The organism is Shewanella piezotolerans WP3 (assembly GCF_000014885.1).
GTDB classification, from domain to species: Bacteria; Pseudomonadota; Gammaproteobacteria; order Enterobacterales; family Shewanellaceae; genus Shewanella; species Shewanella piezotolerans.
In genome coordinates this window covers 5042880-5068472 of the sequence record NC_011566.1, presented here as the reverse complement: position 1 = coordinate 5068472, position 25593 = coordinate 5042880, and the positions used below count along the sequence as shown (strand labels likewise).

The following is a 25593-nucleotide window of genomic DNA, read 5'->3' as shown; positions in this document are numbered from 1 at the left end:
AGCGATGGCTCGCGGCTATGTTACCCAATCGCTGCCTAATGTGCCATCAACAGATTTTATCGAATCAAACTGGTATTTGTACTGTTTGTTTAAACGCCTCTATCTATCATGTTCCTGTTTGCTTAGGCTGCGGTAAGGAGATGCTTTTGCTGGCCGAATACTGTGGTAGGTGTCAGCAGAGCTGTCATTTAAAGGTGATCGCGGCTTGTCGCTATCATGATGGTCTAGGACATTGGGTGGGGCAGATAAAATATCAGGCTCAGTTTGCGGTCATTGAGGTGATGGTGGATACGCTTATTTGTCGGTTACATTTTTTAGTTAAGCAAGGCTTTATAAAAATGCCGCAAGCAATTATCGCTGTGCCATTACATCCTAAGCGACTAAGAAAGCGAGGTTTTAACCAAGCTTGGTTGATTGCAAAAACACTGTCAAAAAAGTTACAACTGCCGTTACTTGATGATGTCATTATTAGGCAAGCGAACACTTTGTCTCAGGCTGGACTATCGGGCACTCTGCGCCGAAAAAACCTGCTTAATGCCTTTGCTTTAATCGCTGATATTAGCCAGCAGCGAGTCGCCATCGTTGATGATGTCGTCACTACTGGCACTACAGTTTCAGAAATCTCCAAGCTGTTATCTAAGCAATATATCGATGCGCAAGTCTGGTGCCTCGCAAGAGCTGAGGCGCCTGGGCTCAATTAAAACAGTGGCAACGGCTAATGAAGCGCCGGAATAAAGTAGAGTGCATTGGCGTAAAGTTTTTCTGAGCCGAGCCAGATATTCCTAAACAATAGGTTATCAGTTAATGCTACGACCGCGCCTTTACCTCTAGACTCAACGACAATCGCCGGTGAACTCGCAAAACTACTCTGATACTCCTGCGCCATATAACCGCTTAATAGTGGCTGTGAGGAGTAGCTTGCTGCGACACTGAAGTCATTGCTTGCTTGCGCAAAACCGAGTGCTTTGTTTTTCATTACCGCTAAACGATTGCCGGTAATGCCAAAGTTCATTGGATGGCTTTTATCCAGCTTTAACTCAACAATAGCGCCACCAATCTCTTGCCTGGCACTAAAGGAGGATTTCTTATCGAATGTAAGACCTGCACCATTAAAGAGCTGCTTATAAAAACGTTCGCCCCTGAGGCTAGTCTTGAGAAAGTTGGCTTTATTGAGCCAACTCAATGCGCCTTTTTGTGCGATCACTACACCACCATCGGCGGTAAACGGACCTAGCTTTCGAGCGAATTTATCATCTAGGCTAGTGTAACTGCCGCCAGCAAGAATAATATGGCTATAGCTGCTGAGTTTGATTGCGTTTAAATCGTTAATGTCGACTAACGTTGTTGGTACTTTAAGTTGTGAGTCCAAGTAATACCAAATCTGACCAACTTCGGGTATAGAAGTCCCTTTTCCGCTAATAATGAGCGGCTTGAGTGGGCGGACAACTTTAAAATCTGGGCTGCCTAAGTCGATGCCATTAACTGAACTGCTGGAGTTTGCAGCGGTAATTTCCAGTTGCATCTGTTGGCTGAGTTTAAGTAGCATTTTATTCAGTTCACTGGCAGAGTGGCCATCTTGTTTCAAAGGTATTTGCAAGGTACCAGCAGGGAAGTCTAATTGGCGATTATTGCTTTTTATCGTAAACGGCTTGGCAGCAAATTTGACCATGACACCTTGATTAAGCAGCTGCTGCAATGCGGGTGCAGCTTGGTTTTGGCGCCAATCAATTAGCAGAGCGACGGCTTTAGGTGACCATTTAGACTGTTTAAACTTTGGTGCTGTCTGGCTCAATACGCTTAGCTCTAGCTTTACATTTTGCCGTATGGTTAAGTTTAAAGCGTGCTGTAAATTCCAAGTCGAGACGTCATAAAAAGTCGGATCGTTAAATTCCGTTCTATTATCAAATAGCGCTGTTAATAATGAACTTTGGGCTTGCTGGTCTGGTACAAAAATACTACTGTCTACATCAAATGATCCACCGCCTTGAGTGAGTGGATTGGTCAGATAGTAATACTCAATTTGGTGCTGTGATAACAGTGCCGTTAGCTGCTTAATACGTTGATTATCATTGGCTGTAGAGATTAAACGTCCAGATTGACGAGGTTTCTTTTTCTTCGGTTTTTGATGCTTATTGCTGAAGAACTCAGCTTGGTAATCTTGCAGCTCCGACTTGAGGGCTAATGCACCTTTTAAGCTTGAAATAGAGGTCGCGTACTGATTATCTATTGCTTCATCAAAACGAACCATACCATTACTTGAATCCTGCTGCTGACCGCGGGCACTAGCTTGTTCAAACAACACGCCAATTGCACCATTGATATCGGGATAGGTCGAGCCTTTGCCGTAAAAAAAGTCATCAAAAAGTTGCTGGCTAAAATAGCTCTGTTTTTTATCATCTAGTGCAGCTTGGTGATATGCTGCTAGCTTCACCGTCAATTTTTGATTTGCTGCTGGTGTTAGTGGGTGAGTGCGCTCAGGCACACCAGGCTGGAAAAAGTAAGTTTGGTTGTGACCCATCTCGTGAAAATCACCGACGTAATGCGGCTGCCAGCGGTGAAAGAGTGCAACTCTTCCTTGAGACTCGGGGTGTCTGAGAAACAACCAGTCTCTATTTAAGTCTGCTAAATAATGGTTACTTCTGCCGCTTGGCCAGCCTTGTTTATGTTCTTTGTGGTTTGGATCGCTGACCGCGACTTTGCCTGCATAACCATTGGCCCAAGTTGAAAACCTATCCATGCCATCAGGATTTTGGCTTGGGGTGATAAGTACTACTGCATTTTCCAGTAGATTAGTAACCCATTTGTCTTCACTGGTTGCCAGCATGTGGCTCAGTTTTAGTGCTGCATGGGCACCACTGGCCTCATCGCCATGTATTGAATAGGCCAGCCAAATAACAATTGGGCCTGACTGTTCGCCAAGATACTTAACTTGCTGACGTTGTTTTAGTATTTCATCTAGTTGTTGTTGATTATTGGCTGAGGTAATGACTGCTGTAAGCTGCTGACGTCCTTCATGGCTGATGCCAGTATTTTCTAACGATACTCTTGGGTTCTGCTGTGCTATCTCTTTTAGGTAGTAGTTGACTTGATCATGACGCAGTAGATGCTGCCCAAGCGGGTAGCCAAGAAACTCTTCAGGACTGGTGGTGGTCACTCCATAAAGGGGATTATCAGTCAGTCGGGTCTTTTTTGCCTCAGCGGAAACAGAGAGCAATATCAAAAAAACGAATATAAAGGTAACAGCAGTTTTCAGCATCGAAATGTTCATTATATTTATAGTATTACGCTTAAATTACCAGCTCAGCAGTGACAAAACCACAGCAAGTAGAGATAAAAAAATGTGATCAGAACTGCGTTAATTCACTTTGTGCGAGCATTAAGGGCTACAAAGCGTGGCGCAGTAAGAGTATTATAGGGCTAATTCTTACTAAAACACTCAGGTTTATCCCTGACGGAGCTATGTTTTCATGATTACCATTTCCGAAACCGCTCAGGCGCATTTTGTTAATTTGTTATCAGATCAGCCTGAAGGAACTCACATTCGAGTCTTTGTTATCAGCCCTGGCACAGCGCAGGCTGAGTGTGGTGTTTCTTACTGTCCACCAGATGCTGTTGAAGCAGATGACACCGAACTTGAGTTTAATGGCTTTAATGCCATGGTTGACGAGAAGAGTGCTCCTTTTCTTGAAGAAGCTACTATCGATTTTGTCACTGACCAGTTAGGTTCACAGCTAACGCTTAAAGCCCCAAATGCTAAGATGCGCAAAGTGTCTGGTGATGCGCCATTGGTTGAGCGTATAGAGTATGTTATTCAGTCAGAGATCAACCCACAGCTAGCAAGCCATGGTGGTAACATCATGTTGGTAGAAATTACTGAAGATGGCATCGCCGTATTGCAGTTTGGTGGCGGTTGTAATGGTTGCTCTATGGTTGATGTGACACTCAAAGATGGAATCGAAAAGCAGCTGCTTGATATGTTCCCTGGTGAATTGACTGGCGTTAAAGACGTAACTGAGCACCAACATGGTGATCACTCTTACCAGTAAGTAGTGAATCAGTAGAGAAAACGCGGCCCTGAGGTCGCGTTTTTTTATCTCTTTTTAATCTAGCACCTTTCTTAGCCTCAGCGAGTAATGAGCAGACAACGTAAGGCTGCGAGCCAGCATGAATGCACTCATTGCTGCCCATAAAGCATGGTTGCCCAGTCCCTGCAGTAGATACCAAGTAGGGAAGAACACCCCGAAGGTGGCAATAATCATACTGTTGCGCATGACTTTGCCTTGCGCCGCGCCAATATAAACTCCGTCAAACAGATAAGAGCCAAAAGCCAGTAGTGGCAAGAATATTACCCAGATAAGATAGTCATTAGCGACCTGTTGCACCTCTACAATACTAGTGAGGGCACTAATAATATTGCTACCGGCTACTGCAAAAAAAAGCGTAAAGGTGATGGCGGCAACTGCTGACCAAGCCCAGGCTAAGATCACTGACTCTTTCATCAAGCAACTGTCTTTGCGGCCGTAAGCTCTACCCACTTCAGCTTCAGCATAATATGCAATACCATCAAGTGCGTAAGAGATCAGCAGTAGTAGATTAAGCAGTACCGCATTGGCTGCAACAGTATTATCTCCTAGGCTAGCACCGTAAAAAGTCATAAAGGCAAAGGAAAGCTGCAAGCATAAGCTGCGGATGAAAATATCTGTATTGAGGCTAATAAGTTGACGGTAACTTTGCAGTGTTAGTTGTTTGCAAATCGTCATCAGTTGAAAATCGCCTAAACGATTAAGTTGACGTCTCACTAGTGTTAACGCAACCGCAAAGCCTGCCATATCTGCAAATACAGATGCCAGTGCCGCGCCACGAACGCCCCAATCTAGCCCGATAACAAACAGTACATCTAAAACAATATTGACGAGATTAGCTACAATTAATTGCCACATTGCCGCTTTAGGCTGTTGCCGACCGAGTAACCAACCAAGCATGACCAAGTTCATTAGTGCGAATGGGGTTGACCAGATCCGTACTTGAAAATATTCGCGGCAATAGCGCTCAACTTCAACACTGGCATCGGACATTGCCATGGCTAGATTAACGATTGGTAGTTGTAATAATACAGCAGTAAGACCAAACAACAGTGCTAGACTTCCAGCTTGAACAAGTAAGCGATATTGTTGTTGGGTGTCATTTGCACCGTAGGCTTGAGCGACTAATCCAGTGGTTGCCATGCGTAAAAAACCAAGTAACCATATAATTAAGGTTATAATCGTTGACCCAACAGCCACGCCGCCTAAATAATAGGCATTACTGAGGTGGCCAACGACGGCAGTGTCGACGAGGCCAAGTAGCGGCACAGTAATATTCGACAGGATCATTGGCAACGCCAGTGCAAGAAGCTGTCGGTTTTTTTGTTGGTTTAACAGTATGGCAATCATTTTAGAGGTCTAATATTTATGGTTAAAAACGTGTTACTCGCGCTGCTCGCGCTGACGTGTTTTTCAGCGCAAGCAGCGGTGATTTTGCAATATCATCATGTATCCGATGATACGCCTGCTATCACCAGTGTCACGCCTGAACAATTTAAAGAGCAGATGCAATATTTGGCTGAAAACAACTTCAATGTTGTACCGCTGTCTACAGTCGTAGCATCGGTAAAGGCTAAGCAGCATCTACCAGCCAAAACGATTGCAATTACCTTTGATGATGGATATCGAAGTATCGCAAATACAGCGCATCCTATCTTAAAGCAATACAAATTTCCCTACACGCTTTTTGTCTCAGTGGAGCCAATACAAAAGAAGTATGGTGAGATGATGAGCTGGCAACAATTGATCACGTTATCTGAAGAGGGAGCTGAAATTGCCAATCATACTTGGGGGCATGAGCACCTTATTCGTATGGAGAAGGGGGAAACTGAGCAGCAATGGCTAGCACGTATCGAAGGCAATATTTTGCGCACTGAAACGGAGATTGCTAAAGCGACGGGCCAAAACCATAAAATGTTGGCCTACCCCTACGGTGAATACAATCAACAGATCGAAAATATGTTGACTAAGCATGGCTTTGTGGCTTTTGGTCAGCAATCGGGTGCCGCTGGACCACACTCTCCTTTAACGGCATTACCAAGATTCCCGGTTGCAGGGGCTTACGCCGATCTAGATAGTTTAAAGGTCAAGTTACATAGCCTTAATATGCCAGTGATTGAGCAGACGAATAGCGATCCACAGCTGCAGTTTGGTCAATGGCGACCTGAGATCAAAGTGAAGCTGGATATGTCTGACATCAATGCCTCACAGCTGATGTGCTTTATCCAAGGTCAGGGTGCCAAAAAGCCTAATTGGATCAGTGCTGATGAATTTACCATTCGTGCAGAACTTGATCTTCCTGCGGGGCGTTCGCGCTATAACTGCACGGCACCGAGCAAGCATCAAGGTGGTTACTACTGGTTTTCGCAACCATGGGTTAGAGCCAGAGATAATGGTGAGTGGATAGCAGAATAGCTGGATATTCAAATAATGCATGGCCATAGAGGCCAAGCACATTTGTCATCATGGTCCGTTAGTTAATCCTTGTTTGATTGTACCGCTACAATGGCGGTACATTCTGCGCGGCCTGCAAATAATAACTTGATATAAAGATAGCTGATGACGGTAGTTGGCCAGATATTTTGTCATTAAACTTAGTGTATACCCATCCGACCTGAAAATGCAGGATTCAGTGGGAGTTTAATGGGCTTTAGTCAAGGCATTGATTGCAGCTAATGGTCTCTCCCTTGGTAAAATCAATAACACAGAGTAAAACCAATTAAAACCCATCGAAGAAGGGGTTGTGCAAGCCCACTTCGTTGTTGCGGCAACTTTAAATGGAATAACCATTTCCACGTTAACGCGCCTAGAATTGAACTAGCGCAACACCTCTGAAACGAGCATTTTCAAGTGGGATGGGTATACATCTCTAAGCTGATGTCGCCATGGGCCAAAAAGATACAGCCTAGAAGGTTTGCGCCTGTTACCGACTGCAAGTAACTAAACAGCTTTTCATGGCTATCAAATCCAATAAGCTGCGAAGTGGTGGAGACAAGGTGTCGCAGATCTACGACGTCTAAATTATTAGGCATTTCGTTAGAATCTAACTTTGCTTTTAAGTTAAGCATTACATTGTAGATGACTTCTGAGCCACTTGAGAGGGAATCTATTTCCGCAACCACGCAGTTTTGAACTGTACAAGCCTTATCAATCAGTTGTGATTTCGCCGTAGAGGCACCATGCACTAGCAGCTGGTCGAGTTGTTTAGCTAAGAGCGCTTTCTCAGTCAAGGTGTCGATAGGTATGTAATGCTCGACGTCGGCAAAATAATTCTTTGAGCTTATGATTGGAGCTGTGATTCCAACTTTGACTTTTTCCATTTCTACCGCAGGGTCAAACATAGACGTTCTATTTATAAAGTAACCATAGAGGACGTATTAAGGTGCAACATATTACTAAGTATGGCAATGATTAGTTTAGCCTTTTTCATACTTAGCAATCAACGCATGTACGTCATGAATAAGTGCACTATTCTTAATTTGTGGCAACTTACCTGGAGTGTCTGATTTAGGTTTGATAACAGCCACTTTCTCACCATTAGGGGAAACCAGTGCAAATGAAGCACTGTGATCGACTTGGTAGTCTTCTCCATCTCCCACCATCGCATACACAAAACCTAGGCTGCGAGTTATCGGGTATAGCTGTTTATGTTCAGCCGTTACCGCGACAAATTCAGGGTTGAAGAAGTTAGCGTAATTTAAAAGTGTATCTGTAGAGTCTCGCTGAGGATCAACCGATAGGAAGATTACTTGTAAGTCAGCATGCTCTGATAGTGACGGGTAGGCAGCTGTAAGTTTTCCCATAGTGGTAGGGCAAACATCTGGGCAGGAGGTATAGCCGATAAAAAACAGGCTCCACTTTCCAGATAAGTCATCATTAGTAAACGCTTTTCCATGCTGATCTGTCAAAGAAAATGGAGCAATGGCTTGGGGAGTGGGAAACTCAAAACTAGTCTGCAATTGCAGCTCTTTTGGCTGGCTAAATTGTATTGCCGCCCAAGCACCTGCTGAGGCGAGAATAATCGCCGCTATTATCCATGACAACTTCATTATCGTTTCTCTCCTTAAGCCAGTATTAGACCCATAAATAATGGTCAACCAAGAGCGCCATAAATAGCAGCATCAGGTGGTAGATAGAGAACTTAAATACGTTCATCGCAAGACCTGGCGTTTCATGAAACTTAAGCTGCCAGGCTTTATAGATAAAGCCAGCGCTTAATAACGTCGAGCTGACCAAATACACTGGGCCGCACATGCCAACCAGTACCGGTAGTAAACAAGCGATGGCCAGTAAGATGGTGTAAAGAAAAATACAGGTTTTAGTAAATTCAACACCATGGGTGACGGGTAGCATGGGAATATCGACTTTGGCGTACTCAGCTTTACGGTGAATAGCTAGCGCCCAAAAATGCGGGGGGGTCCAAGCAAAAATAATAATCACCAACAATAATGCGTTGCCATGAAACTCGCCGGTTACCGAAGTCCAACCCAGCAGTGGCGGCATCGCACCAGCAAGCCCACCAACAACGATGTTTTGTGGCGTTGCACGCTTTAAGTAGGCGGTGTAAACCACGGCATAGCCGATGAGACTGGCAAAAGTGAGCCACGCAGTTAATGGATTGACCAAGGCATAAAGAATAACAAAACCCAGTATCCCAAGGCCGAAAGAGAAGACCAGTGCTTTGGTTATTGATACTTTACCTTTGGGCAATGGGCGGTTATAGGTTCTTGCCATTAAGCCGTCAATGCGGCGATCGATAAGGTGATTAAATGCCGCAGCTGCGCCTGCCATCATCCCAATGCCTGTCATTCCCGCGATAAGAGGTTGCAGTGGCACTGTTCCTGGCACGGCTAGGCACATGCCTACCAGCACGGTTAAAAGCATTAAAGCGACGACTTTGGGCTTGGTCATTTCGTAATAGGCGCGCCACTGGAACAGCGGTGTTGCTGCGCTTCTGGGTATAGTTATTTGTTTTTCCATGGCTTACACCTCGTTTTGTGCAAATAGCACACTCTTAAATAGGCTGAACTCTGCTTAGTTGTATTTGTTTATCGCAGCATGTGGTTACGCTTTTCGCCATAAGGCGTAATTAATAAATACCAATGTCAGCAGCAGTAGTGCCGCCCCAGCGTTATGAGATACCGCTATCCCCAAAGGTAGGTGTAACACGACATTGCTAATGCCAAGAATGACCTGTAGCACTACTAACCCTGCTAATAACCAAGCTGCATTACGTATAGTGGTTGAATGCGCTTTAGTGATGAGCTTGAATGCCAACCAAAGCAGCATCGCCGCAGTGATAATGGCGCCAATACGATGGGCGACATGGATGGTCATTCGAGCTGAGTAATCTAAAACGCCAAACTCATAACTGGGGTGATCCCCTTGAAATGGTGAAAAAGCGGCACTGAAGTTGAGATTATCGACCCAATTGCCTTCGCATATTGGCAGTGATGTACAAGCCAAAGCGGCGTAATTAGATGAGGTCCAGCCGCCTAAGATAATCTGTAGTAACAGCACGCCAATACAGATTAAGGCAAATGCTGATAGTTTCCTCGCGGGAGCGTCACCACCAGGAATGCGTAATGGTTTGCTTCGAAGGTAGAGCAGTAAGAGCAAGGAGAACAGCGCGAAGCCGCCGATAAGGTGTGACATTACCACAATCGGCATTAGTTTCATGGTGACGGTCCACATCCCCAATGCGGCTTGAAACACGATTAATGCAGCAATAAACAGCGGTAGTTTTTTGGGAGCATCGGCTTTACGTAAGCTCATGATCAAAATGACTAGCACCATTAATCCTAAGGTGCCGGCAATATACCGATGGATCATTTCAAGCCAAGCTTTTTCTGATTCTACAGTGTGGTCTGGAAAGGCATCTTTTGCTGCTGTAAGTTCATGGCTCGCACTTGGAACCTTAATCATGCCATAACATCCAGGCCAATCAGGGCAGCCAAGACCAGCATCAGAAAGACGAGTGTATGCGCCCATCATAATAACGCACAGCGTAAAAACCAAAGTCACTTTAAGTAGAGGTTTAATATCCATTAAGTCCTCCCATGCTTTGGTTATCTGCCATAAAGAAGCGGGTATAAGCCAATCGATGCATAATAACGCACAGCGTAAAAACCAAAGTCACTTTAAGTAGAGGTTTAATATCCATTAAGTCCTCCCATGCTTTGGTTATCTGCCATAAAGAAGCGGGTATAAGCCAATCGATACATAATAACGCACAGCGTAAAAACTAAAGTCACTTTAAGTAGAGGTTTAATATCCATTAAGTCCTCCCATGCTTTGGTTATCTGCCATAAAGAAGCGGGTATAAGCCAATCGATGCATAATAACGCACAGCGTAAAAGCCAAAGTGACTTTAAGAAGTGGCTTTATATCCATTAGCCGATCCTTGAAAGCTTAAGCATCTTTCTTAAGTCAGCCACAATCGCCTTTCCCTGCATGATCTGAGCTTGATGACTGTTGGTGATAGGGTAACTCATGACCATACTCCCAAGAGGGTCGACGACGACGAAGGCTTGATCTTTGAGTAGCTGAGTCAGTGCAGTTGTTGGAGTTGCAGTCATAAAATCGAATGATTTTAGTGCTGAACTGTCACTGTTTTCATCAAGCATTATGATGGTATGAACGCGGTCTTGATTTCGACCCATTGCGATATGGCTTTGCTGTAAAATATAGAGTCTATCTAGACAAGTTGTGTCGCAAATCGCTGGCAGTTGATACAGCAGTTGCCACTCTCTAGGTTGAGGGTTTGTCATATCTAGACTTTGGTAATTGATACCCACATCAAGCAGCTGGCCTTTGTTGGTCGCTCCGCCATTGTATAGCCCAAAACTCAAAATCAATTTGGCGGCGATAACAGGTACCGCAAAAGCCAAGAGCAGTAATAACAGTGTTTTCTTGCCGTTCTTTTTGGGGGAGTTCATTCCATCTCCTCTGTATGAGTTTCACGTTACCTTTGTGGCTGCACCGCCTCGTTGGGGAGTGTCAGCATGCATTACCAATACTGCAAAGGTAATAAGCAAAACGACGGCAATCGTGAACAACTTAATATCAGTACATCCCGGAACGGCTAGGATGCATATTTTCTAACCTACATGGTCTATTCAGGCTTAGCAATAGCCAAGTAAACTTTTAATTTTTATTGATTATGTTGTTGTTTTAATTTGCGAAAAAACAAAAACAACATAATGACTCCAAATACTCCAGCCATACTGAACCACTGCACTGCATATCCTTGATGCTTTTGTGAAGATAGTGGAATCGGTTGCCATGGATGAACACGGCTGTCATCGGGAATATTGTTGGGTTGCAGCACGACTGGCGCGAGTGGTTTCTTAATTAACTGTGCAAGTTGCTCTATGTTTAAATTTTGGATCCGTATAGGTGAGCCTGTTTCAGCCATGAGCTCTGAACTCATTGGGTTCATCTGTTTTTGGTAGACGCGTCCACTTAACTGTAAGGGACTCGTTAACGCTGCAACGTTAGGCAATATTGAGCGATCAACGCTTCCAGCCTCAAAGCCTAACTCAACTAATAACCATGGTTTATCTGGTGAAACTTCAAAAGCTTGATAGGCTAAATAGCCAACTCTACCGTTAACGGTTTGGTTATCTAGTAGAAATACTTGCTGCAAAATGGGCGCTACCTGAGTACTTAGTTTATAGCCTGTTAGATTGTCATCGCCAAGTTTAGCGAGTAGTTGTTCATAGCTCAGTACGCTAGCGTTTTGTCGTTGGCTAAGCGCTGCTTGCCCATTGCTGTTTCTGCTCCGCCCGTTCAAGCTGCCAAAAACCAAGCTTGACCAAAATTGTAAACACCATCAAAGTAGAAAGTACGATAAACAACCAAATGCCTAAAGCCCCAATTTTTGGAGATTTGATGAATATGCTATTTGTTTTTAAGCTGGTTTTAGTACTACTACTGCTGTTCATATTGGTTAATTTAGCGAGAGCCCTATTTGTGATGGTTAAAGGTGAAAAGAGTGTACCCATGAGCCAATATTTAGGCCGACGAGTACTCTTTTCTGTGCTGGTGGTTATGTTACTGCTAGTGGCTTTAGGAACTGGGATTATTGCGCCGAACCCCAGACCCTATTAGTCAATCGAAAACCGTTATCTATTTGAAATTAAAGTACATAGACAAATATAAATAGGCATAGCCACACTACATCTACAAAGTGCCAATACCAGCTACCCGCTTGGAACGCAAAGTGATGTTCAGGGGTGAAATGTCCTTTCAGTACCCTGAAAAATAACACTATGAGAAACACCGTTCCTAATGTCACGTGCATGCCGTGAAACCCTGTGAGTAGAAAGAAGGTGTTACCGTAAACGCCAGATTCAAGCGTTAGCCCCATCTCTTGATAGGCATGGATATACTCTTCAGCTTGCAAGAATAAAAAGCCAATACCTAACACGATGGTTAATGCTAACCAGGCCGTTAGTGCCTGACGTTTGTTTTTTTCCAGCCCTACATGGGCAAAATGCAGTGTCACTGATGATGTTAGTAGAATAAGGGTGTTGTATAGCGGCAAACCTGTCCAGCCCATCGCTTCGGTCGTGGTACCATCAGGTGTTGTGACTAGTGGCCATACCGCTTCAAACGTAGGCCAAAGCACTTCGTGGGTCATGGCATTATTGGATGCACCGCCAAGCCAAGGGATTGCAATCATTCTAGCGTAAAATAGCGCACCGAAAAATGCAGCGAAAAACATCACTTCAGAGAAGATAAACCAGCTCATCCCTTGTCTAAATGATCGATCCATCTGTTCTGAATAGAGACCAGCCATTGATTCTGCAATAACCGTTCTAAACCAACCGAAGATCATAAAAATAATCACAGCTATTCCGGCTAATAATATATAACCGCCGATGCCGCCTTCGCTATTCAGCTCAGATACAAAGCTACCTGCACCAAATGCGATAAGAAACAACCCGATGGCGCCGATAATCGGCCAGGCACTTTGCGCTGGTACATAATAGGGTTCGTGCTTGGTCGTCATTTTAAACCTCCTTTCTCGGCTATTGAGTAAAGAGTAGTCGAGTGGAAAAAAGTTGAAATTAACTGTGTATTTGGCCTACCGTTTCTTAAGGGAAAATAATGAAACTGTTGTTCAATAAATGTCATCTTGCAGCTCCTTGCTCTACGCTACCGGCATAGCTCTTGTCGGTAATATTGTAGAGGGTATAAGAGAGGGTCAAGGTAGAGATGGAGTCCGGTAATTCTGGGTCCACATAAAAGATAAGCGGTAGATCGGCAGTTGCTGTTGCAGCTAATACTTGCTGATTAAAACAGAAGCACTCTGTTTTATTAAAATAAGCTGCCCCTTGCCCTGGAGACACCGACGGTATTGCTTGGCCTACGATATGATTCGCAGACAAATTCTTAGCAACAAAGTGAGTGCGAATAAGTTCTCCAGGGTGTACTTGCATACTGTTCATTTGAGGTTTGAACTCCCAGGGCATATCGCTTTGTACTTGGGAAACAAACTCAATGGTGACAGTTCTATTTTTATCTACCGTAACGGGCTTATAAACACTGGCGGTACTTTGAGTCTTGCCATTAATACCTAGCGTGTCGCATAGCACGTCATACAGCGGCACGAGAGCAAAACCGAAACCAAACATACCCACAGCGCCTAAAAGCAGCATGGTAATTAACTTTCGGTTTGATCTGCTCTGTGGCTGGCTCATCTTTATTTCACCTCAGGTGGTGTTGTAAATGAGTGGTAAGGTGCCGGGCTTGGTATTGTCCATTCCAATCCTTCTGCGCCATCCCATGGTTTTGCTGGGGCTTTTTCACCGCCGCGAATACATTTGATCACTACCGCTAAAAAGATCAGCTGCGATAATCCAAAGGCGAAGCCACCAATCGATACAATCTGATTCACGTCTGCAAACTGAATAGCGTAATCAGGTATTCGGCGAGGCATACCTGCCAACCCGAGGAAGTGCATTGGGAAAAACAACACGTTTACCGAGATAACTGAGCACCAGAAGTGCCAGCGGCCTAAGCTCTCGCTATACATGTTGCCAGTCCATTTAGGTAGCCAGTAATACGCTGCAGCCATAATGGAAAATATCGCCCCAGTGACTAATACATAGTGGAAATGCGCCACTACAAAGTAGGTATCGTGGTACTGGAAATCAGCAGGAGTAATGGCCAACATCAAACCAGAGAATCCACCAATGGTGAACAGAATGATAAACGCCACGGCAAACAGCATTGGTGTTTCAAAACTTATCGATCCGCGCCACATGGTAGCGACCCAGTTGAATACCTTAACTCCAGTAGGTACAGCGATGAGCATAGTGCAGTACATGAAGAAGAGTTCGGCGAACACCGGCATCCCTGTGGTAAACATGTGATGCGCCCAAACTAAGAACGACAGCACCGCAATACTGGCTGTGGCATACACCATTGAGGCATAACCAAAGAGAGGTTTACGGCTGAAAGCGGGAACAATGGCTGAGATAATGCCGAAAGATGGCAAAATCATAATGTACACTTCTGGGTGGCCAAAGAACCAGAAAATATGCTGGAACATGACTGGATCGCCGCCTCCAGCAGCATCGAAGAAGCTGGTAGCGAAGTACTTATCGGTTAGTACCATGGTGACGGTTCCAGCTAATACCGGCATCACCGCTATTAGCAGGAATGCGGTGATCAACCAAGTCCAAACAAACAGCGGCAATTTCATCCATGTCATGCCTGGAGCACGCATGTTGACGATGGTTACGACAACGTTAATTGCGCCCATAATCGAACTCATACCCATGATATGTACTGAAAAAACGAATAGAGCAGTGCTGTCAGGACTATAAGTCGTTGATAGTGGGGCATAGAAGGTCCAACCAAAGTTAGGTCCACCGCCTTCCATAAACAGTGAACTTAACAGAATGGCAAATGCAAACGGTAGGATCCAAAAGCTCCAGTTATTCATGCGCGGTAGCGCCATATCTGGCGCACCGATCATCATTGGGATCAGCCAGTTAGCTAAGCCGGTAAAAGCCGGCATCACCGCCCCAAAGACCATAACTAAGCCGTGTACTGTGGTCATCTGGTTGAAAAAATTAGGCTCCACGAGTTGTAAACCGGGCTGAAATAGCTCAGCTCGAATAACCATAGCCATTGCGCCACCTGTAAGGAACATAATGAAACTGAACCATAGGTAAAGCGTGCCGATATCTTTGTGGTTAGTGGTTAATATCCAGCGCATAATGCCTTTCGGCGCCCCATGATGTTCATCATGGTGATCGTCCTGAGCGGCAGGTGTATCTTGAGTAATAGTGCTCATTTTAATCCCTTACTTTCCGTGGCCATCAACATCAGAAGCCTGCACCGCATCACCGGAGTCATTACCCCATGCATTGCGCTCATAAGTTATAACTGCGGCTAATTCCTGCGGTGTAAGCTGCGAGCTAAAGCCTTGCATTGCTGTGCCAGCTTTACCATTGATCACAATATCTAAATGCTCGGTAACAGGTCCGGTAATGATGGGACTATTAACTAAGGAGGGGAAAGCGCCAGGCAGTCCAGTGCCTGCCGCTTGATGACAGGCGACACACTTGATCATGTATACTTTCTCACCCATGGTCATTAGTTCATCCATGCTCAAGTCATCTAGCACCGCAGCCTTAACATCCTCAACAGTTTCACTTACAGTCTCCGTGACTGTCGATGTTGCTGGGTCTGCGGCTGCGGCTGGGAGTTCTGCGGGTAATGTCACTGGTACCGCAGTAGAAGCGCCCGAGACAGCAGGGTTAGCATCATCTGAGCTAACATCTGCGGCTTGAACCGAGTCGCCGGAGTTATTGCCCCAAGCATTACGCTCAAAGGTGACCACTGCAGCAATCTCTGTAGCGGTTAGCTGCTTGGCAAAAGCTTGCATCGCAGTGCCTGGTTTGCCGTTAACCACGATATCAATATGGTCTGCAACTGGGCCTTTAATCATCGGACTACCAATAAGCGATGGGAACACGCCGGGTAAGCCTGCACCATTAGGTTGATGACATGCGGCACAGCGAGCCATGTATATCTGCTCCCCTTGAGTCATCAGCTCATCCATGGTCAAGGTTTTAGAAAGTGCTGCTTGAGCTGCTGCTTCAGCATTATTAGCAGCTTGTTTTTGAGCGATAAGCCAGTTATCGAAGTCAGCTTCCGATAGTGCTTCCACCACAATGGGCATAAATCCATGGTCCTTACCGCATAACTCAGCACATTGACCACGGTATACACCTGGTTTATCTATCTTGGTCCAGGCTTCATTGATAAAGCCTGGGTTAGCATCCTTCTTAACTGCAAAAGCCGGTACCCACCAAGAGTGAATAACGTCTTCCGAGGTCATTAAAAAGCGGACTTTGCGATTAATGGGCAATACCAGGGGCTTATCAACCTCCAGTAAATAGTGCTCACCTTTAGCTTCGGTGCCTTCTATCTGCGCTCGTGGGGTAGACATTAAGCTGTAAAACTCTACATCTTGATTAAAGTAGCTGTAATGCCACTTCCACTGCGAACCCGTAATTTTAATAGTTAGGTCTGCATCGCTTGGATCTTCCATGGCTATGAGTGTTTTGGTTGCCGGAATAGCCATGATGATAAGAATAATAAAAGGCACTACAGTCCATAATATTTCGACTTTAGTACTTTCATGAAAGTTGGCGGCGACTGCGCCTTTTGATTTGCGGTGGTTGATCATGGCATAAATCATCACGCCAAAAACAACTAAGCCAATAGCACAACAGATGTAAAGGATGATCATGTGAAGGCTATAAACCTGTTCACTGATCGCCGTCACGCCTTCTGTCATATTAAGTGGCATTTCTGATGCAAAAAGTGCAGGCGTAAATATTAGCGCCAACACACAATACAACAATTGCTTCACTAGACTTCTCCTCTGTCAACAAGACAAAGAAGAGTCACACAGTAAGTCTCTGCTCTATGTAAACTCTTCAGTTCCCAAAAAAGCAACGATGACTTCAAAGTGCACGAGTGGCGTGTCTATCGTGTCGTTATATTATGTGTCGACTATCGATATGACTTTTGTAATTTCCAGTATCTATCTACTGGTTAGTGTAACCACTTTGGCACCTACGGCTGAAATATATCAGGCCGATCTCAGTCTTCATATACTCTAAAAGGATCTACAGTCCGTACATAAAGACCGACGACTAAATCGCTCGGATATAACAAAAATATCGTTGTTATCAGTTCCTACCCTACTTGGTGTTGAAATATTGATCAAGATCACTTTTTGACTAATTTCACTCATAAGTGAAATAAAAAAGCTCTCATGGAGAGAGCTTAGAACTGTAATAGAAATAACTGCTTAATGCATTGAACTAAATAAAGAGCCTTGATTACACCTATCATCCTGTGTGTTTATTGCGCTATCAGGTAAGTGAGCGTTCGCATTTTCAATCACTATACCTAATGCTTGTGCACTTTTGGCCACTAACTGTAAGCGTCTATTATCGCGCGCATCTAGGCTATTTGCCCAAGTAATTACCGCACTCGATGTGCCGCTTGTTAGCGCTTTTTCCATTGCCCAAAGAGTTTCGATTTCATCTTTAGCATGCACCAATAAAATTCTATCCATGCGCACACCAGCCGATGCTAGCATTTGCTTATAACCAATATTAGGTGGGCTAATCAATACGATCCAGCGCCCCTGCTGACTCAATTGAGCCAACTGAGCGCTAATCTTTGTTAGCTCATTGCGCCCTTGAGTGTGAGATACCATCGTTTCTATATCTACAACTGCTTTTTTCGTCATGGTAGAGGCTGGAATATCTTGCCAAAGACCAGGGTGACGAGGGCTAACACCTAATAATTTGTTCATTGCCAATCTCCATTGCGGATCACGCCAACTGCTAGCCCTTCAATGCTTAAGCTCTGGTTCGCTAGATCTACTTCTATTGGTGAATATTCTTCATTTTCAGCATGTAGAAAGACCTTATTACCTTTCTTTTCAAAGCGCTTAACGGTTACGTCATCTTCCACTCGAGCAACGACTACTTGGCCGTTACGTGCTTGCTGACTTTTATGCACGGCTAATAGATCACCTTCGAGTATGCCAATATCCTTCATACTGTCACCTCGGACTCGCAGTAGAAAATCAGCAGAAGGGCGGAACATGGCAGGGTCAACTTTATAGTGTTGTTCAACATGCTCTTGGGCGAGGATCGGCTCACCTGCAGCAACTTGACCAATTAAAGGTAAGCCGAGTTCGACCTCTTCCGGTTCCTCTTGAGTGAGCCGAATACCTCTAGAGGTTCCCGGTATGATCTCAATACACCCCTTTTTAGCCAGTGCTTTTAAATGCTCTTCAGCGGCATTGGCAGACTTAAAGCCTAAACGTCTCGCTATTTCAGCACGAGTCGGTGGCATACCTGTGTCTGAAATGTTTCGTTTAATCAACTCTAAAATTTCTGCTTGGCGCGGTGTAAGTGGTCTCATGGTTGAACCTGTTTTTCTATACAGTACCTGTTAGTATATACAGTAATTTAATCAGTGCAAGTATTAACCAAATTAATGTAAGCATAAGTTAAATTTACATTTATATGCCGTTGCTTTAAATGTTGGGCTGTGCGACGGCAGACTGGATGGGGGAATCATTCGACTCTAGAGCTAATACACTTAACTGCAACTAAGTCATTGTTCTATAAATACACAGTAACTTCAGGTGCGGATTGTAAAGCAATTGCACAAATCGTCGAAAATTCTGGTATTCTACGGGGTTATTAGAAGCGACTAACACTGCAAGCGAATCATGTCGAAAAAAGACTCTCTTTGGTTTAAATCTTTACGCTGGATCCAGAAAAAGTTGGTACACACTATTGTGGTACCTCATGATCCTTTTGATGATCTCAATCTCGATCCAAGCAAGCCACTCGTATATGTCATGAAAACAGAATCCGTGAGTGACATCGCGGCTTTAAGTGAAATGACCGGGACGCTAGGACTTCCAAGCCCTTATGATGACTTAGAGGTCAATGGCGTGAGTGCGCCGCGTGTTGTTTGCCTTGAAGGTAGCAAACCTCTATTTGGCGAGCGGGAAAGTGCTGAGCAGTATCTACACTGTTTTAAACGTCTGTTGAGTGTGCATAAGCAAAATGCTGAATTAGATATTCAATTGGTACCGGTCAGCCTTTACTGGGGACGCACCCCAGGTAAAGAAGATGACACTATGCGCGCGGCGGTTTTGGAACGTCAAAATCCAACTTGGTTACGTAAGTGTTTGATGATCCTATTTCTTGGTCGTCATAACTTCGTCCAGTTTTCTAACGCGGTGTCATTGCGCTATATGGCGGATGAACACGGTACAGATAAGCGTATCGCCCAAAAACTAGCGCGCGTAGCTCGAGTTCACTTTCAGCGCCAACGTAAAGTGATGACCGGCCCTCAGCTCCCTAAGAGACAAGCACTTTTCCATGCTTTGCTTAAATCTGATTCGATTACTAAGGCGATAAAAGAGGAAGCGGCCAGCAAGAAAATTTCAGAAACTGAAGCTCGTGCCAAAGCAATGGAATATCTTGATGAAGTCGCAGCTGACTACTCAGACAGCTTGGTACGTATAGCCGAGCGTTTTCTAACTTGGCTGTGGAATAAGCTTTATAAAGGAATCAACATCAAAGGTGCGGAGCAGATCCGTCAGCTACACCATGATGGCCATGAAATAGTTTATGTGCCGTGTCACCGTAGTCACATGGACTACTTGTTAATCTCATATATTCTCTATTATCAAGGTATGGTGCCGCCGCATATTGCTGCTGGTATTAATCTTAACTTCTGGCCTGCAGGGCCAATGTTCCGTCGTGGCGGCGCATTCTTTATCCGTCGTAGTTTCCGTGGTAATAAGCTTTATACCGCTGTATTCCGTGAGTATTTAGATCAGCTATTTACTAAAGGTTATTCGGTTGAGTACTTCACTGAAGGTGGACGCTCACGTACAGGTCGTTTATTGGCGCCTAAAACAGGCATGATTGCGATGACGCTTAATAGCGTTTTGCGTGGTGTTGAACGCCCTGTAACACTAGTGCCCGTTTACTTGGGTTATGACCATGTGATGGAAGTGGCTACTTACCATAAAGAGTTAAGCGGTAAAAAGAAAAAGAAAGAATCTGTCTGGCAGGTATTTGGTGCAATTCGTAAGCTAGGTAACTTTGGCCAAGGTTATGTGAACTTTGGTAAGCCAATAACGCTGCACAACTTCTTAAATGATGAAGTGCCTAATTGGCGTGAAGATATCGCCCAAGATCCTGAGCAAAAGCCAACTTGGCTAACGCCAGCTGTGAATACGTTAGCTAGCCAAGTGATGACTAATATTAATGATGCGGCAGCAGTCAGTTCAGTGACGCTAACGAGCTTGGTATTACTGGCATCAGAGCAAAATGCACTAGAGCGTAGTCAGCTTGAAAAGCAACTTGACCTTTATCTTACATTGCTAAAAGAGCTGCCTTATACCGAGTACACCTCAGTCCCAGAGGGGAGTGGTAAAGATCTGGTTTCTCAAGGTCTTGAGCTGAAGAAGGTTCAAATTGAAAGTGATGCGCTTGGCGATATTATCTCCATTGATGACAGTATCGCGATCACTATGACTTATTATCGTAATAACATCATTCATCTATTGGTGGTGCCATCACTGATCGCAGCCTGTTTATTGCGTAAAGAGCGTTGCACTCGTGATGATGTTGTTTGTGTGGTTAATGACTTTTATCCGTTGCTTCAAGCCGAACTATTTATGGGTATTGAAGATCCTAAGGTCTACGCAGATAGCATCTTAGATATCTTTGTTGCGCAGGGGCTGGTGATTGAAAATGGTCATTTTGAAGTTGCCGATGATAAAGTGAATCAGTTGCTATTGCTGTCTGGCACCATCGACGAAACTATGCAACGTTATGCTATCTTATTTAACTTGTTAGCGGTGAAGCCTAACATGGAGCGCTCTGAGTTAGAGCGCGATAGCCATCGCCTGGCACAAAGGCTGGGAGCACTTCACGGTATTACTGCACCAGAGTTCTACGACAAGAAGCTATACGCTACGCTAAGCGTTAAATTAAAAGAGTTAGGTCATCTAACCGATAGCGAAGGCTGTAGTGATATCAAGCGAATAAAAGATAGAGCTAACTTGCTGCTGCGTTCATCAGTTAGACAGACGATTGTTGATAGCGTTAATGCGGAGCAAAAAGATTAAATGGCAAATCATATGAATGCGGCCAAAAACAAGGCCGAAGGAAAATCACTATTAGGCGGCGCAATGATTATTGCGGGCACGACCGTTGGCGCGGGCATGTTCTCCTTACCTGTAGTGGGCGCAGGCATGTGGTTTGGCTACTCGATGTTAATGTTACTAGGCATATGGTTTTGCATGTTGGTGTCTGGCTTGATGTTGCTAGAGACTAATCTTCATTTTGAACCTGGTTCTAGTTTTGACACTCTTACTAAAACCACACTCGGCCAATTTTGGCGTATCGTCAATGGATTATCGATTGCCTTTGTATTGTATATATTGACCTACGCTTACATTAGTGGCGGCAGCTCGATAGTCAATCACAGTCTAGAAGGTATTGGTATTAGCTTACCGCAAAGTATTGCCGGATTGGTGTTCGCTGCGGTATTGGCCACCATCGTTATCATCAGCACTAAAGCCGTAGATAGAATCACCACTATTATGCTTGGCGGTATGATCATTACCTTCTTCTTGGCCGTCGGTAATCTATTGATAGATGTTGATACTACTAAGCTGTTTGTGCCTGATGGCGAAACGAGCTATGCGCCATATCTATTGGCTGCACTGCCATTTGGTTTAGCCAGCTTTGGTTACCACGGTAATGTGCCTAGTTTGGTGAAGTATTACGGTAACCAACCAAAGACCATTATCAAGGCTTTGTTCATCGGTACCTTTATTGCCTTAGTCATTTATAGCTGCTGGTTAGTTGCCACTATGGGTAATATTCCTCGTAGTCAATTTGTCGATATCATTGCTCAAGGCGGTAATATGGGCGTATTGGTCGGCGCATTGTCTGAGGTGATCGCTAGTAACTGGTTAAACACCATGTTAACCCTATTCGCTAACTTGGCTGTGGCTTCATCTTTCTTAGGAGTGACCTTAGGTTTATTTGATTACCTTGCGGATCTGTTTGGTTTTGATGAATCTCGCCAAGGTCGCTTAAAAACAGCAGCAGTAACATTTATTCCACCGACTATTTTAGGTATTTTATTCCCGAATGGCTTTCTAATTGCGATTGGTTTTGCTGCATTAGCGGCTACCATTTGGGCTGCAATAGTGCCTGCTATGATGGCTTATAAGTCACGTAAGATTTTTGCTGAAAGTAAAGGTTTTAGAGTGCCAGGTGGTACTCCTTTAGTTGTCATAGTGATTGTCTTTGGTATTGTCACTGGAGCTTGTCACCTGTTGGCAATGGCCGGGATTTTGCCTGTATACGGGTAAGTTATACCAATTGCATTAAAAGTTTGACCATTCAGCGGGAATTCAAAACGCTGTAGGCAAGTAGTGGAATTTGAGCTAATAGTTATTCTATATCCAAATCCCATAGCGAAGCATACAGCGTTTGCCAATTTGTTTAACCTCAGCCGCACTACGTGAGCCCCTCAGTCTTTCCACTTCTGCTTTGCATTGGCTTAAAAGGGAATAACCATTTCTTTACCAATGCGCTTTGAATTGAAAAGACTGAGGGGCTCTGAACTGGCCAAATACTTAATGCAATTGGTATTACTGCTACTCGAAACGATTAACAAAAAGCCTCTTCTTAAAGAGGCTTTTTGTTTTTTAGATTTTTCAAATACTGAGTTGGTGTTTGTTGACGAAAGCGGGCAAAAGAGCGGCTAAAGCTATGGGCATTAGCGTAACCTAATAGTGATGCAATCTCGGTTGGTTCTTTTCCCTCCAGCATGTACTTGATTGCTTGATTACACAGAATATACCCAGATAGATAGGTAAAGCTAAAGCCCAGTTTTTGTAAGCGTCTTTGTAGTTGCTGCCGTGAGATCCCAAAAAGTTCGGCAACCGTATCGACATTGGGAAAACCGTAACAACGCGAATAGTTTACCATCTCGTAAAGTACCTTTGGCGTATCTGTGGGCTGGGGCATATTGAGATAGTTTTCAAGCTGCGACAGGGGAATTGAAGTTTTTAGAGGCTCTGGCACATAAGTAAAATCACCATTGGATGCTAAAAGGTCATCGATATCTAACCAAAGCTCAGTTTGGGGGGCATTCCAGGAAATAGCACAGCCAAATAAGGCCTCGGTTTCTGACTGATTAATCGGTGATCCACTTAGACGAACCTTTAAGAGGCTGTGGTTATCTCCGGCATAGTGCTTGATAGCGTTAAATAATGTCAGGGCCACTCGCAATGAATCGTGGGCTCTTGCTCGATCTTTGACAAAAGAGTTGCTGTAACACCATTTCAATATTCTTCCTGATTGTTGGGCGTAATAACTGGCGCCAGACTGAAAGCTAGCTACCCCATGATTAATACGCCTAAATGATATTGCTAAGTCTGGTGCGTTCAGAAACCAATTGCCGGGAACCTTAAGGCTAGATAACGTCAGATGTTGCTGAATTTTCATCATATAGTCAGCATCGCCAGTCAGTCGCTCAATCTGCTCTAACCAGAGTGACACTTCCGTAAAAGGGATCAGCATCATTGGATCTTGCTGCAATAATTGCGGCAGTTTAAGGGTGTCTGGCGTTAAGCCGTAGTGTGCTTCTACCCCCTTAAATACAGGCGAAAGATAGCAAGAGCGAATAAAGGCTGTATTGAGTAACATGATGCGATACCTATTGGGGAAGTGTGCTAATTGAATCATAAATCATGGTTTATTGATATCTATGTGTCACTTGTATTGTTCTCTAAGGCAAAAAAGGCAAACTACACAGCCGATACACAGTTGTGAGATTTCCCTATGAGTTTGTTCAGTATGCCATTATGTCGATACAGGGGTTGATACCGCTTTACATGGTGTCGCCGCAGTCGTGATGGTGTTGACTATTGCTGCTGCTGTTTTTGGTTTCTGGAAAATTCATGAGCTTCCCATTAACCAAGCTCATAAGAAACAACATCAACAGATAGGACTCATTACTGCGCTCACCTGGATAGGCTTTGTTTGGCACTGGGTGTGGGTGATCGCAGTGATTGTTGCATTTGTTGATAGTGATAAGGCTTTACGCCGAGTCAGAGATATCTGGCGTGAGAAAGAAACAGCAACTGAGCAAAACATGATGAAAGAGGAGCGATAAATGCTGGAAGGATTAGCTGTATGGGCATTATTCATCTATCTGCTTCGTTTAGTCGGTATGCCTTGGAATATCTATAGTAAGAGCTTTGCTTATTTAGGGGGCACTGGCTGGCTTATGTTTGTTTGGGTCGGGCTGCTTAACTACACGCCGATGGATCTATCTGGCGGCTCCTTGGTGCAATCACCTCATATTCAGCTTCGCCCTGCCAATAGTCAGATACGAGGCAAAGTTGAAAACATTTATATCAAACCTAACCAGCAGGTTGAGGCTGGACAGTTAATTTATGATTTAGATGCAGAGCCTTATCAGATAGCTTTGAATAAAGCCCTTGTGGCAAAAGAGACGGCACAAGTGAATCTCTTTTTGGCTGATGAAGATGTTAAATTGGCTCTAAAGCAACATGATGTTTCGATTGCCGATGTCAGTATTAGTGAAAATCAGCTTAGCGCAGCGAGCAAAGATTTAGCTTGGAAAGAGAAAACACTCGCTCGCTATATTGAACAGAACCGAGTTGTCCCCGATACCGTCACTAAGAGCTTGTTAGATGAACAGCAGACTGCAGTCGATCTCGCGAAGGCGCAAGTGAGTACCTATTCTACTCAAATAGAAAAAGCACAGATGGCAGAAAATACAGCGCTGCTCAATATTAAGAAGTCGCGCCTCGCTGTCAAAAGCCGTCAATCAGATTTAAATACTGAACATGAGAATGTCGCACAAGCTCAGTGGAATCTGGATAACACTAAGGTATTCGCTCCCACGGATGGCTACGTGACAAATTTTATTATGCGTGAAGGTCAGTATGTGGGAGTTGCGCCGCGCATGCAGATGTACACCAATGAAAAATATGTATTGATGCGTGTGAACCATCAAGCCATTAGAAATGTGAAAATTGGGCAAATGGCCGAATTTGCTTCGGCTGTCTACCCAGGAAAAGTCTTTAGTGCTGAAGTGGAAGGGATTATTGAGGCAACAGGGGAGTCTCAAGGACGTTTAGTCGCATTGGATGATAATGTTAGGCAAACAACGGGTCAAAACCTTAACAATAAGCACCACTTTGTTAGGCTAAAACTGACAGAAGCTGATGATTATGACATTCCTGTGGGCTCGGTTGGACTGGCATGGATCTCGGGTGCTAAGCCAATTGAATTTTTGGCCTTTCTGGATGTTATTCGTGGCATTGTGATTCGGATGAAGTCGCAGATCTACTATTTTTACTCTATATAGTTTGTAGTGT

At 44.3% G+C, this 25593-nt stretch carries 25 protein-coding genes and 1 pseudogene; 8 read left to right on the top strand and 18 right to left on the bottom strand.

The annotated features are described in order from the left end of the window. Positions 1-17: 17 nt before the first annotated feature. Positions 18-701: an amidophosphoribosyltransferase gene (locus SWP_RS21485; RefSeq protein WP_020914796.1), complete on the top strand. Its 684-nt coding sequence runs from the start codon at positions 18-20 to the stop codon at positions 699-701. A gap of 14 nt (positions 702-715) precedes the next feature. On the opposite strand, the gene SWP_RS21480 is transcribed toward SWP_RS21485, so the two are convergent. After that, a complete protein-coding gene (locus SWP_RS21480; RefSeq protein WP_020914795.1) occupies positions 716-3256 on the bottom strand; it encodes a M14 family zinc carboxypeptidase in 2541 nt (846 codons plus the stop codon). A 211-nt stretch (positions 3257-3467) separates the two neighbouring features. On the opposite strand from SWP_RS21480, the gene nfuA reads away from it, so the two are divergent. Beyond that, on the top strand, positions 3468-4046 hold the full coding sequence (nfuA, locus tag SWP_RS21475) for a Fe-S biogenesis protein NfuA (protein WP_020914794.1): 579 nt from the start codon (positions 3468-3470) through the stop codon (positions 4044-4046). A gap of 54 nt (positions 4047-4100) precedes the next feature. Here nfuA and SWP_RS21470 read toward each other — a convergent pair whose 3' ends face one another. Beyond that, positions 4101-5432 carry an MATE family efflux transporter gene (locus SWP_RS21470; protein ID WP_020914793.1) on the bottom strand — a complete coding sequence of 444 codons (1332 nt, stop codon included), beginning with the start codon at positions 5430-5432 and terminating at the stop codon, positions 4101-4103. A gap of 18 nt (positions 5433-5450) precedes the next feature. Here SWP_RS21470 and SWP_RS21465 point away from each other — a divergent pair, with 18 nt between their 5' ends. Further along, positions 5451-6497: a polysaccharide deacetylase family protein gene (locus SWP_RS21465; protein WP_020914792.1), complete on the top strand. Its 1047-nt coding sequence runs from the start codon at positions 5451-5453 to the stop codon at positions 6495-6497. A 431-nt stretch (positions 6498-6928) separates the two neighbouring features. Here the strand turns inward: SWP_RS21465 and SWP_RS21460 are convergent, their stop codons facing one another. The 9 genes from SWP_RS21460 to SWP_RS21435 form a co-directional block, all read right to left on the bottom strand. Beyond that, positions 6929-7423, bottom strand: a complete 495-nt coding sequence (locus tag SWP_RS21460) for a hypothetical protein (protein WP_020914791.1) — start codon at positions 7421-7423, stop codon at positions 6929-6931. A gap of 75 nt (positions 7424-7498) precedes the next feature. Then, on the bottom strand, positions 7499-8131 hold the full coding sequence (locus tag SWP_RS21455; RefSeq protein WP_020914790.1) for an SCO family protein: 633 nt from the start codon (positions 8129-8131) through the stop codon (positions 7499-7501). A gap of 25 nt (positions 8132-8156) precedes the next feature. Further along, positions 8157-9062: a heme o synthase gene (gene cyoE / locus SWP_RS21450; RefSeq protein ID WP_020914789.1), complete on the bottom strand. Its 906-nt coding sequence runs from the start codon at positions 9060-9062 to the stop codon at positions 8157-8159. An 84-nt stretch (positions 9063-9146) separates the two neighbouring features. Further along, positions 9147-10130 carry a COX15/CtaA family protein gene (locus SWP_RS21445; protein ID WP_020914788.1) on the bottom strand — a complete coding sequence of 328 codons (984 nt, stop codon included), beginning with the start codon at positions 10128-10130 and terminating at the stop codon, positions 9147-9149. Next, complete coding sequence (locus tag SWP_RS24675) at positions 10120-10245, bottom strand: hypothetical protein (protein WP_020914787.1); 126 nt, start codon at positions 10243-10245, stop codon at positions 10120-10122. The genes SWP_RS21445 and SWP_RS24675 overlap by 11 nt, the downstream gene beginning before the upstream one ends. Beyond that, the gene (locus tag SWP_RS24670) at positions 10235-10360 is read right to left on the bottom strand and encodes a hypothetical protein (RefSeq protein ID WP_020914786.1); all 126 of its coding nucleotides are present in this window, start codon (positions 10358-10360) and stop codon (positions 10235-10237) included. Before SWP_RS24670 ends, SWP_RS24675 begins: the two co-directional genes overlap by 11 nt. Continuing rightward, complete coding sequence (locus SWP_RS24665; RefSeq protein ID WP_266197797.1) at positions 10350-10475, bottom strand: hypothetical protein; 126 nt, start codon at positions 10473-10475, stop codon at positions 10350-10352. Before SWP_RS24665 ends, SWP_RS24670 begins: the two co-directional genes overlap by 11 nt. Further along, on the bottom strand, positions 10475-11020 hold the full coding sequence (locus tag SWP_RS21440) for a hypothetical protein (protein ID WP_020914784.1): 546 nt from the start codon (positions 11018-11020) through the stop codon (positions 10475-10477). Before SWP_RS21440 ends, SWP_RS24665 begins: the two co-directional genes overlap by 1 nt. Positions 11021-11235: 215 nt before the next feature. Next, positions 11236-11877, bottom strand: coding sequence for an SURF1 family protein (locus tag SWP_RS21435; RefSeq protein WP_338057145.1), 642 nt, complete (start codon positions 11875-11877; stop codon positions 11236-11238). A 98-nt stretch (positions 11878-11975) separates the two neighbouring features. Here SWP_RS21435 and SWP_RS21430 point away from each other — a divergent pair, with 98 nt between their 5' ends. Further along, complete coding sequence (locus tag SWP_RS21430; RefSeq protein WP_044556164.1) at positions 11976-12194, top strand: DUF2909 family protein; 219 nt, start codon at positions 11976-11978, stop codon at positions 12192-12194. A gap of 28 nt (positions 12195-12222) precedes the next feature. On the opposite strand, the gene SWP_RS21425 is transcribed toward SWP_RS21430, so the two are convergent. From SWP_RS21425 to lexA, 6 genes are all read right to left on the bottom strand, one after another. After that, on the bottom strand, positions 12223-13098 hold the full coding sequence (locus SWP_RS21425) for a cytochrome c oxidase subunit 3 (RefSeq protein WP_020914781.1): 876 nt from the start codon (positions 13096-13098) through the stop codon (positions 12223-12225). Between the two features lie 121 nt (positions 13099-13219). Continuing rightward, positions 13220-13789 (bottom strand): cytochrome c oxidase assembly protein, encoded by a 570-nt coding sequence (locus SWP_RS21420; RefSeq protein ID WP_020914780.1) that lies wholly within the window; start codon positions 13787-13789, stop codon positions 13220-13222. 2 nt (positions 13790-13791) lie between these two features. Then, a complete protein-coding gene (ctaD, locus tag SWP_RS21415) occupies positions 13792-15393 on the bottom strand; it encodes a cytochrome c oxidase subunit I (protein WP_020914779.1) in 1602 nt (533 codons plus the stop codon). Between the two features lie 9 nt (positions 15394-15402). After that, complete coding sequence (gene coxB / locus SWP_RS21410) at positions 15403-16980, bottom strand: cytochrome c oxidase subunit II (protein ID WP_020914778.1); 1578 nt, start codon at positions 16978-16980, stop codon at positions 15403-15405. A 444-nt stretch (positions 16981-17424) separates the two neighbouring features. Continuing rightward, positions 17425-17937, bottom strand: a complete 513-nt coding sequence (locus SWP_RS21405; protein WP_020914777.1) for a cell division inhibitor SulA — start codon at positions 17935-17937, stop codon at positions 17425-17427. Then, the gene (gene lexA / locus SWP_RS21400; RefSeq protein WP_020914776.1) at positions 17934-18554 is read right to left on the bottom strand and encodes a transcriptional repressor LexA; all 621 of its coding nucleotides are present in this window, start codon (positions 18552-18554) and stop codon (positions 17934-17936) included. Before lexA ends, SWP_RS21405 begins: the two co-directional genes overlap by 4 nt. Before the next feature lie 313 nt (positions 18555-18867). Between lexA and plsB the strand changes: the two genes are divergently transcribed. Together plsB and mtr are read left to right on the top strand one after the other, a co-directional pair. Next, positions 18868-21291 carry a glycerol-3-phosphate 1-O-acyltransferase PlsB gene (plsB, locus tag SWP_RS21395; protein WP_020914775.1) on the top strand — a complete coding sequence of 808 codons (2424 nt, stop codon included), beginning with the start codon at positions 18868-18870 and terminating at the stop codon, positions 21289-21291. Next, positions 21292-22548 (top strand): tryptophan permease, encoded by a 1257-nt coding sequence (gene mtr, locus SWP_RS21390; protein ID WP_044556163.1) that lies wholly within the window; start codon positions 21292-21294, stop codon positions 22546-22548. It begins immediately after the preceding gene. A gap of 319 nt (positions 22549-22867) precedes the next feature. Here the strand turns inward: mtr and SWP_RS21385 are convergent, their stop codons facing one another. Continuing rightward, positions 22868-23890: an AraC family transcriptional regulator gene (locus SWP_RS21385; RefSeq protein WP_044556162.1), complete on the bottom strand. Its 1023-nt coding sequence runs from the start codon at positions 23888-23890 to the stop codon at positions 22868-22870. 135 nt (positions 23891-24025) lie between these two features. On the opposite strand from SWP_RS21385, the pseudogene SWP_RS21380 reads away from it, so the two are divergent. After that, a pseudogene (locus SWP_RS21380) lies at positions 24026-24359 on the top strand (MFS transporter). Next, positions 24360-25583 (top strand): HlyD family secretion protein, encoded by a 1224-nt coding sequence (locus SWP_RS21375; protein ID WP_020914771.1) that lies wholly within the window; start codon positions 24360-24362, stop codon positions 25581-25583. Positions 25584-25593: the final 10 nt, after the last annotated feature.

Coding starts and splice junctions, on each gene's coding strand:
- SWP_RS21440 (WP_020914784.1), bottom strand. CDS start 11,020: ATGAACTCCCCCAAAAAGAACGGCAAGAAAACACTGTTATTACTGCTC.
- SWP_RS21460 (WP_020914791.1), bottom strand. CDS start 7,423: ATGTTTGACCCTGCGGTAGAAATGGAAAAAGTCAAAGTTGGAATCACA.
- SWP_RS21425 (WP_020914781.1), bottom strand. CDS start 13,098: ATGACGACCAAGCACGAACCCTATTATGTACCAGCGCAAAGTGCCTGG.
- SWP_RS21375 (WP_020914771.1), top strand. CDS start 24,360: ATGCTGGAAGGATTAGCTGTATGGGCATTATTCATCTATCTGCTTCGT.
- ctaD (WP_020914779.1), bottom strand. CDS start 15,393: ATGAGCACTATTACTCAAGATACACCTGCCGCTCAGGACGATCACCAT.
- mtr (WP_044556163.1), top strand. CDS start 21,292: ATGGCAAATCATATGAATGCGGCCAAAAACAAGGCCGAAGGAAAATCA.
- SWP_RS24670 (WP_020914786.1), bottom strand. CDS start 10,360: ATGGATATTAAACCTCTACTTAAAGTGACTTTAGTTTTTACGCTGTGC.
- SWP_RS24665 (WP_266197797.1), bottom strand. CDS start 10,475: ATGGATATAAAGCCACTTCTTAAAGTCACTTTGGCTTTTACGCTGTGC.
- SWP_RS21405 (WP_020914777.1), bottom strand. CDS start 17,937: ATGAACAAATTATTAGGTGTTAGCCCTCGTCACCCTGGTCTTTGGCAA.
- SWP_RS21430 (WP_044556164.1), top strand. CDS start 11,976: ATGAATATGCTATTTGTTTTTAAGCTGGTTTTAGTACTACTACTGCTG.
- SWP_RS21465 (WP_020914792.1), top strand. CDS start 5,451: ATGGTTAAAAACGTGTTACTCGCGCTGCTCGCGCTGACGTGTTTTTCA.
- SWP_RS21480 (WP_020914795.1), bottom strand. CDS start 3,256: ATGCTGAAAACTGCTGTTACCTTTATATTCGTTTTTTTGATATTGCTC.
- plsB (WP_020914775.1), top strand. CDS start 18,868: ATGTCGAAAAAAGACTCTCTTTGGTTTAAATCTTTACGCTGGATCCAG.
- SWP_RS21445 (WP_020914788.1), bottom strand. CDS start 10,130: ATGGATATTAAACCTCTACTTAAAGTGACTTTGGTTTTTACGCTGTGC.
- SWP_RS21470 (WP_020914793.1), bottom strand. CDS start 5,432: ATGATTGCCATACTGTTAAACCAACAAAAAAACCGACAGCTTCTTGCA.
- nfuA (WP_020914794.1), top strand. CDS start 3,468: ATGATTACCATTTCCGAAACCGCTCAGGCGCATTTTGTTAATTTGTTA.
- SWP_RS21455 (WP_020914790.1), bottom strand. CDS start 8,131: ATGAAGTTGTCATGGATAATAGCGGCGATTATTCTCGCCTCAGCAGGT.
- lexA (WP_020914776.1), bottom strand. CDS start 18,554: ATGAGACCACTTACACCGCGCCAAGCAGAAATTTTAGAGTTGATTAAA.
- cyoE (WP_020914789.1), bottom strand. CDS start 9,062: ATGGAAAAACAAATAACTATACCCAGAAGCGCAGCAACACCGCTGTTC.
- SWP_RS21385 (WP_044556162.1), bottom strand. CDS start 23,890: ATGTTACTCAATACAGCCTTTATTCGCTCTTGCTATCTTTCGCCTGTA.
- SWP_RS21485 (WP_020914796.1), top strand. CDS start 18: ATGTTACCCAATCGCTGCCTAATGTGCCATCAACAGATTTTATCGAAT.
- SWP_RS24675 (WP_020914787.1), bottom strand. CDS start 10,245: ATGGATATTAAACCTCTACTTAAAGTGACTTTGGTTTTTACGCTGTGC.
- SWP_RS21420 (WP_020914780.1), bottom strand. CDS start 13,789: ATGAGCCAGCCACAGAGCAGATCAAACCGAAAGTTAATTACCATGCTG.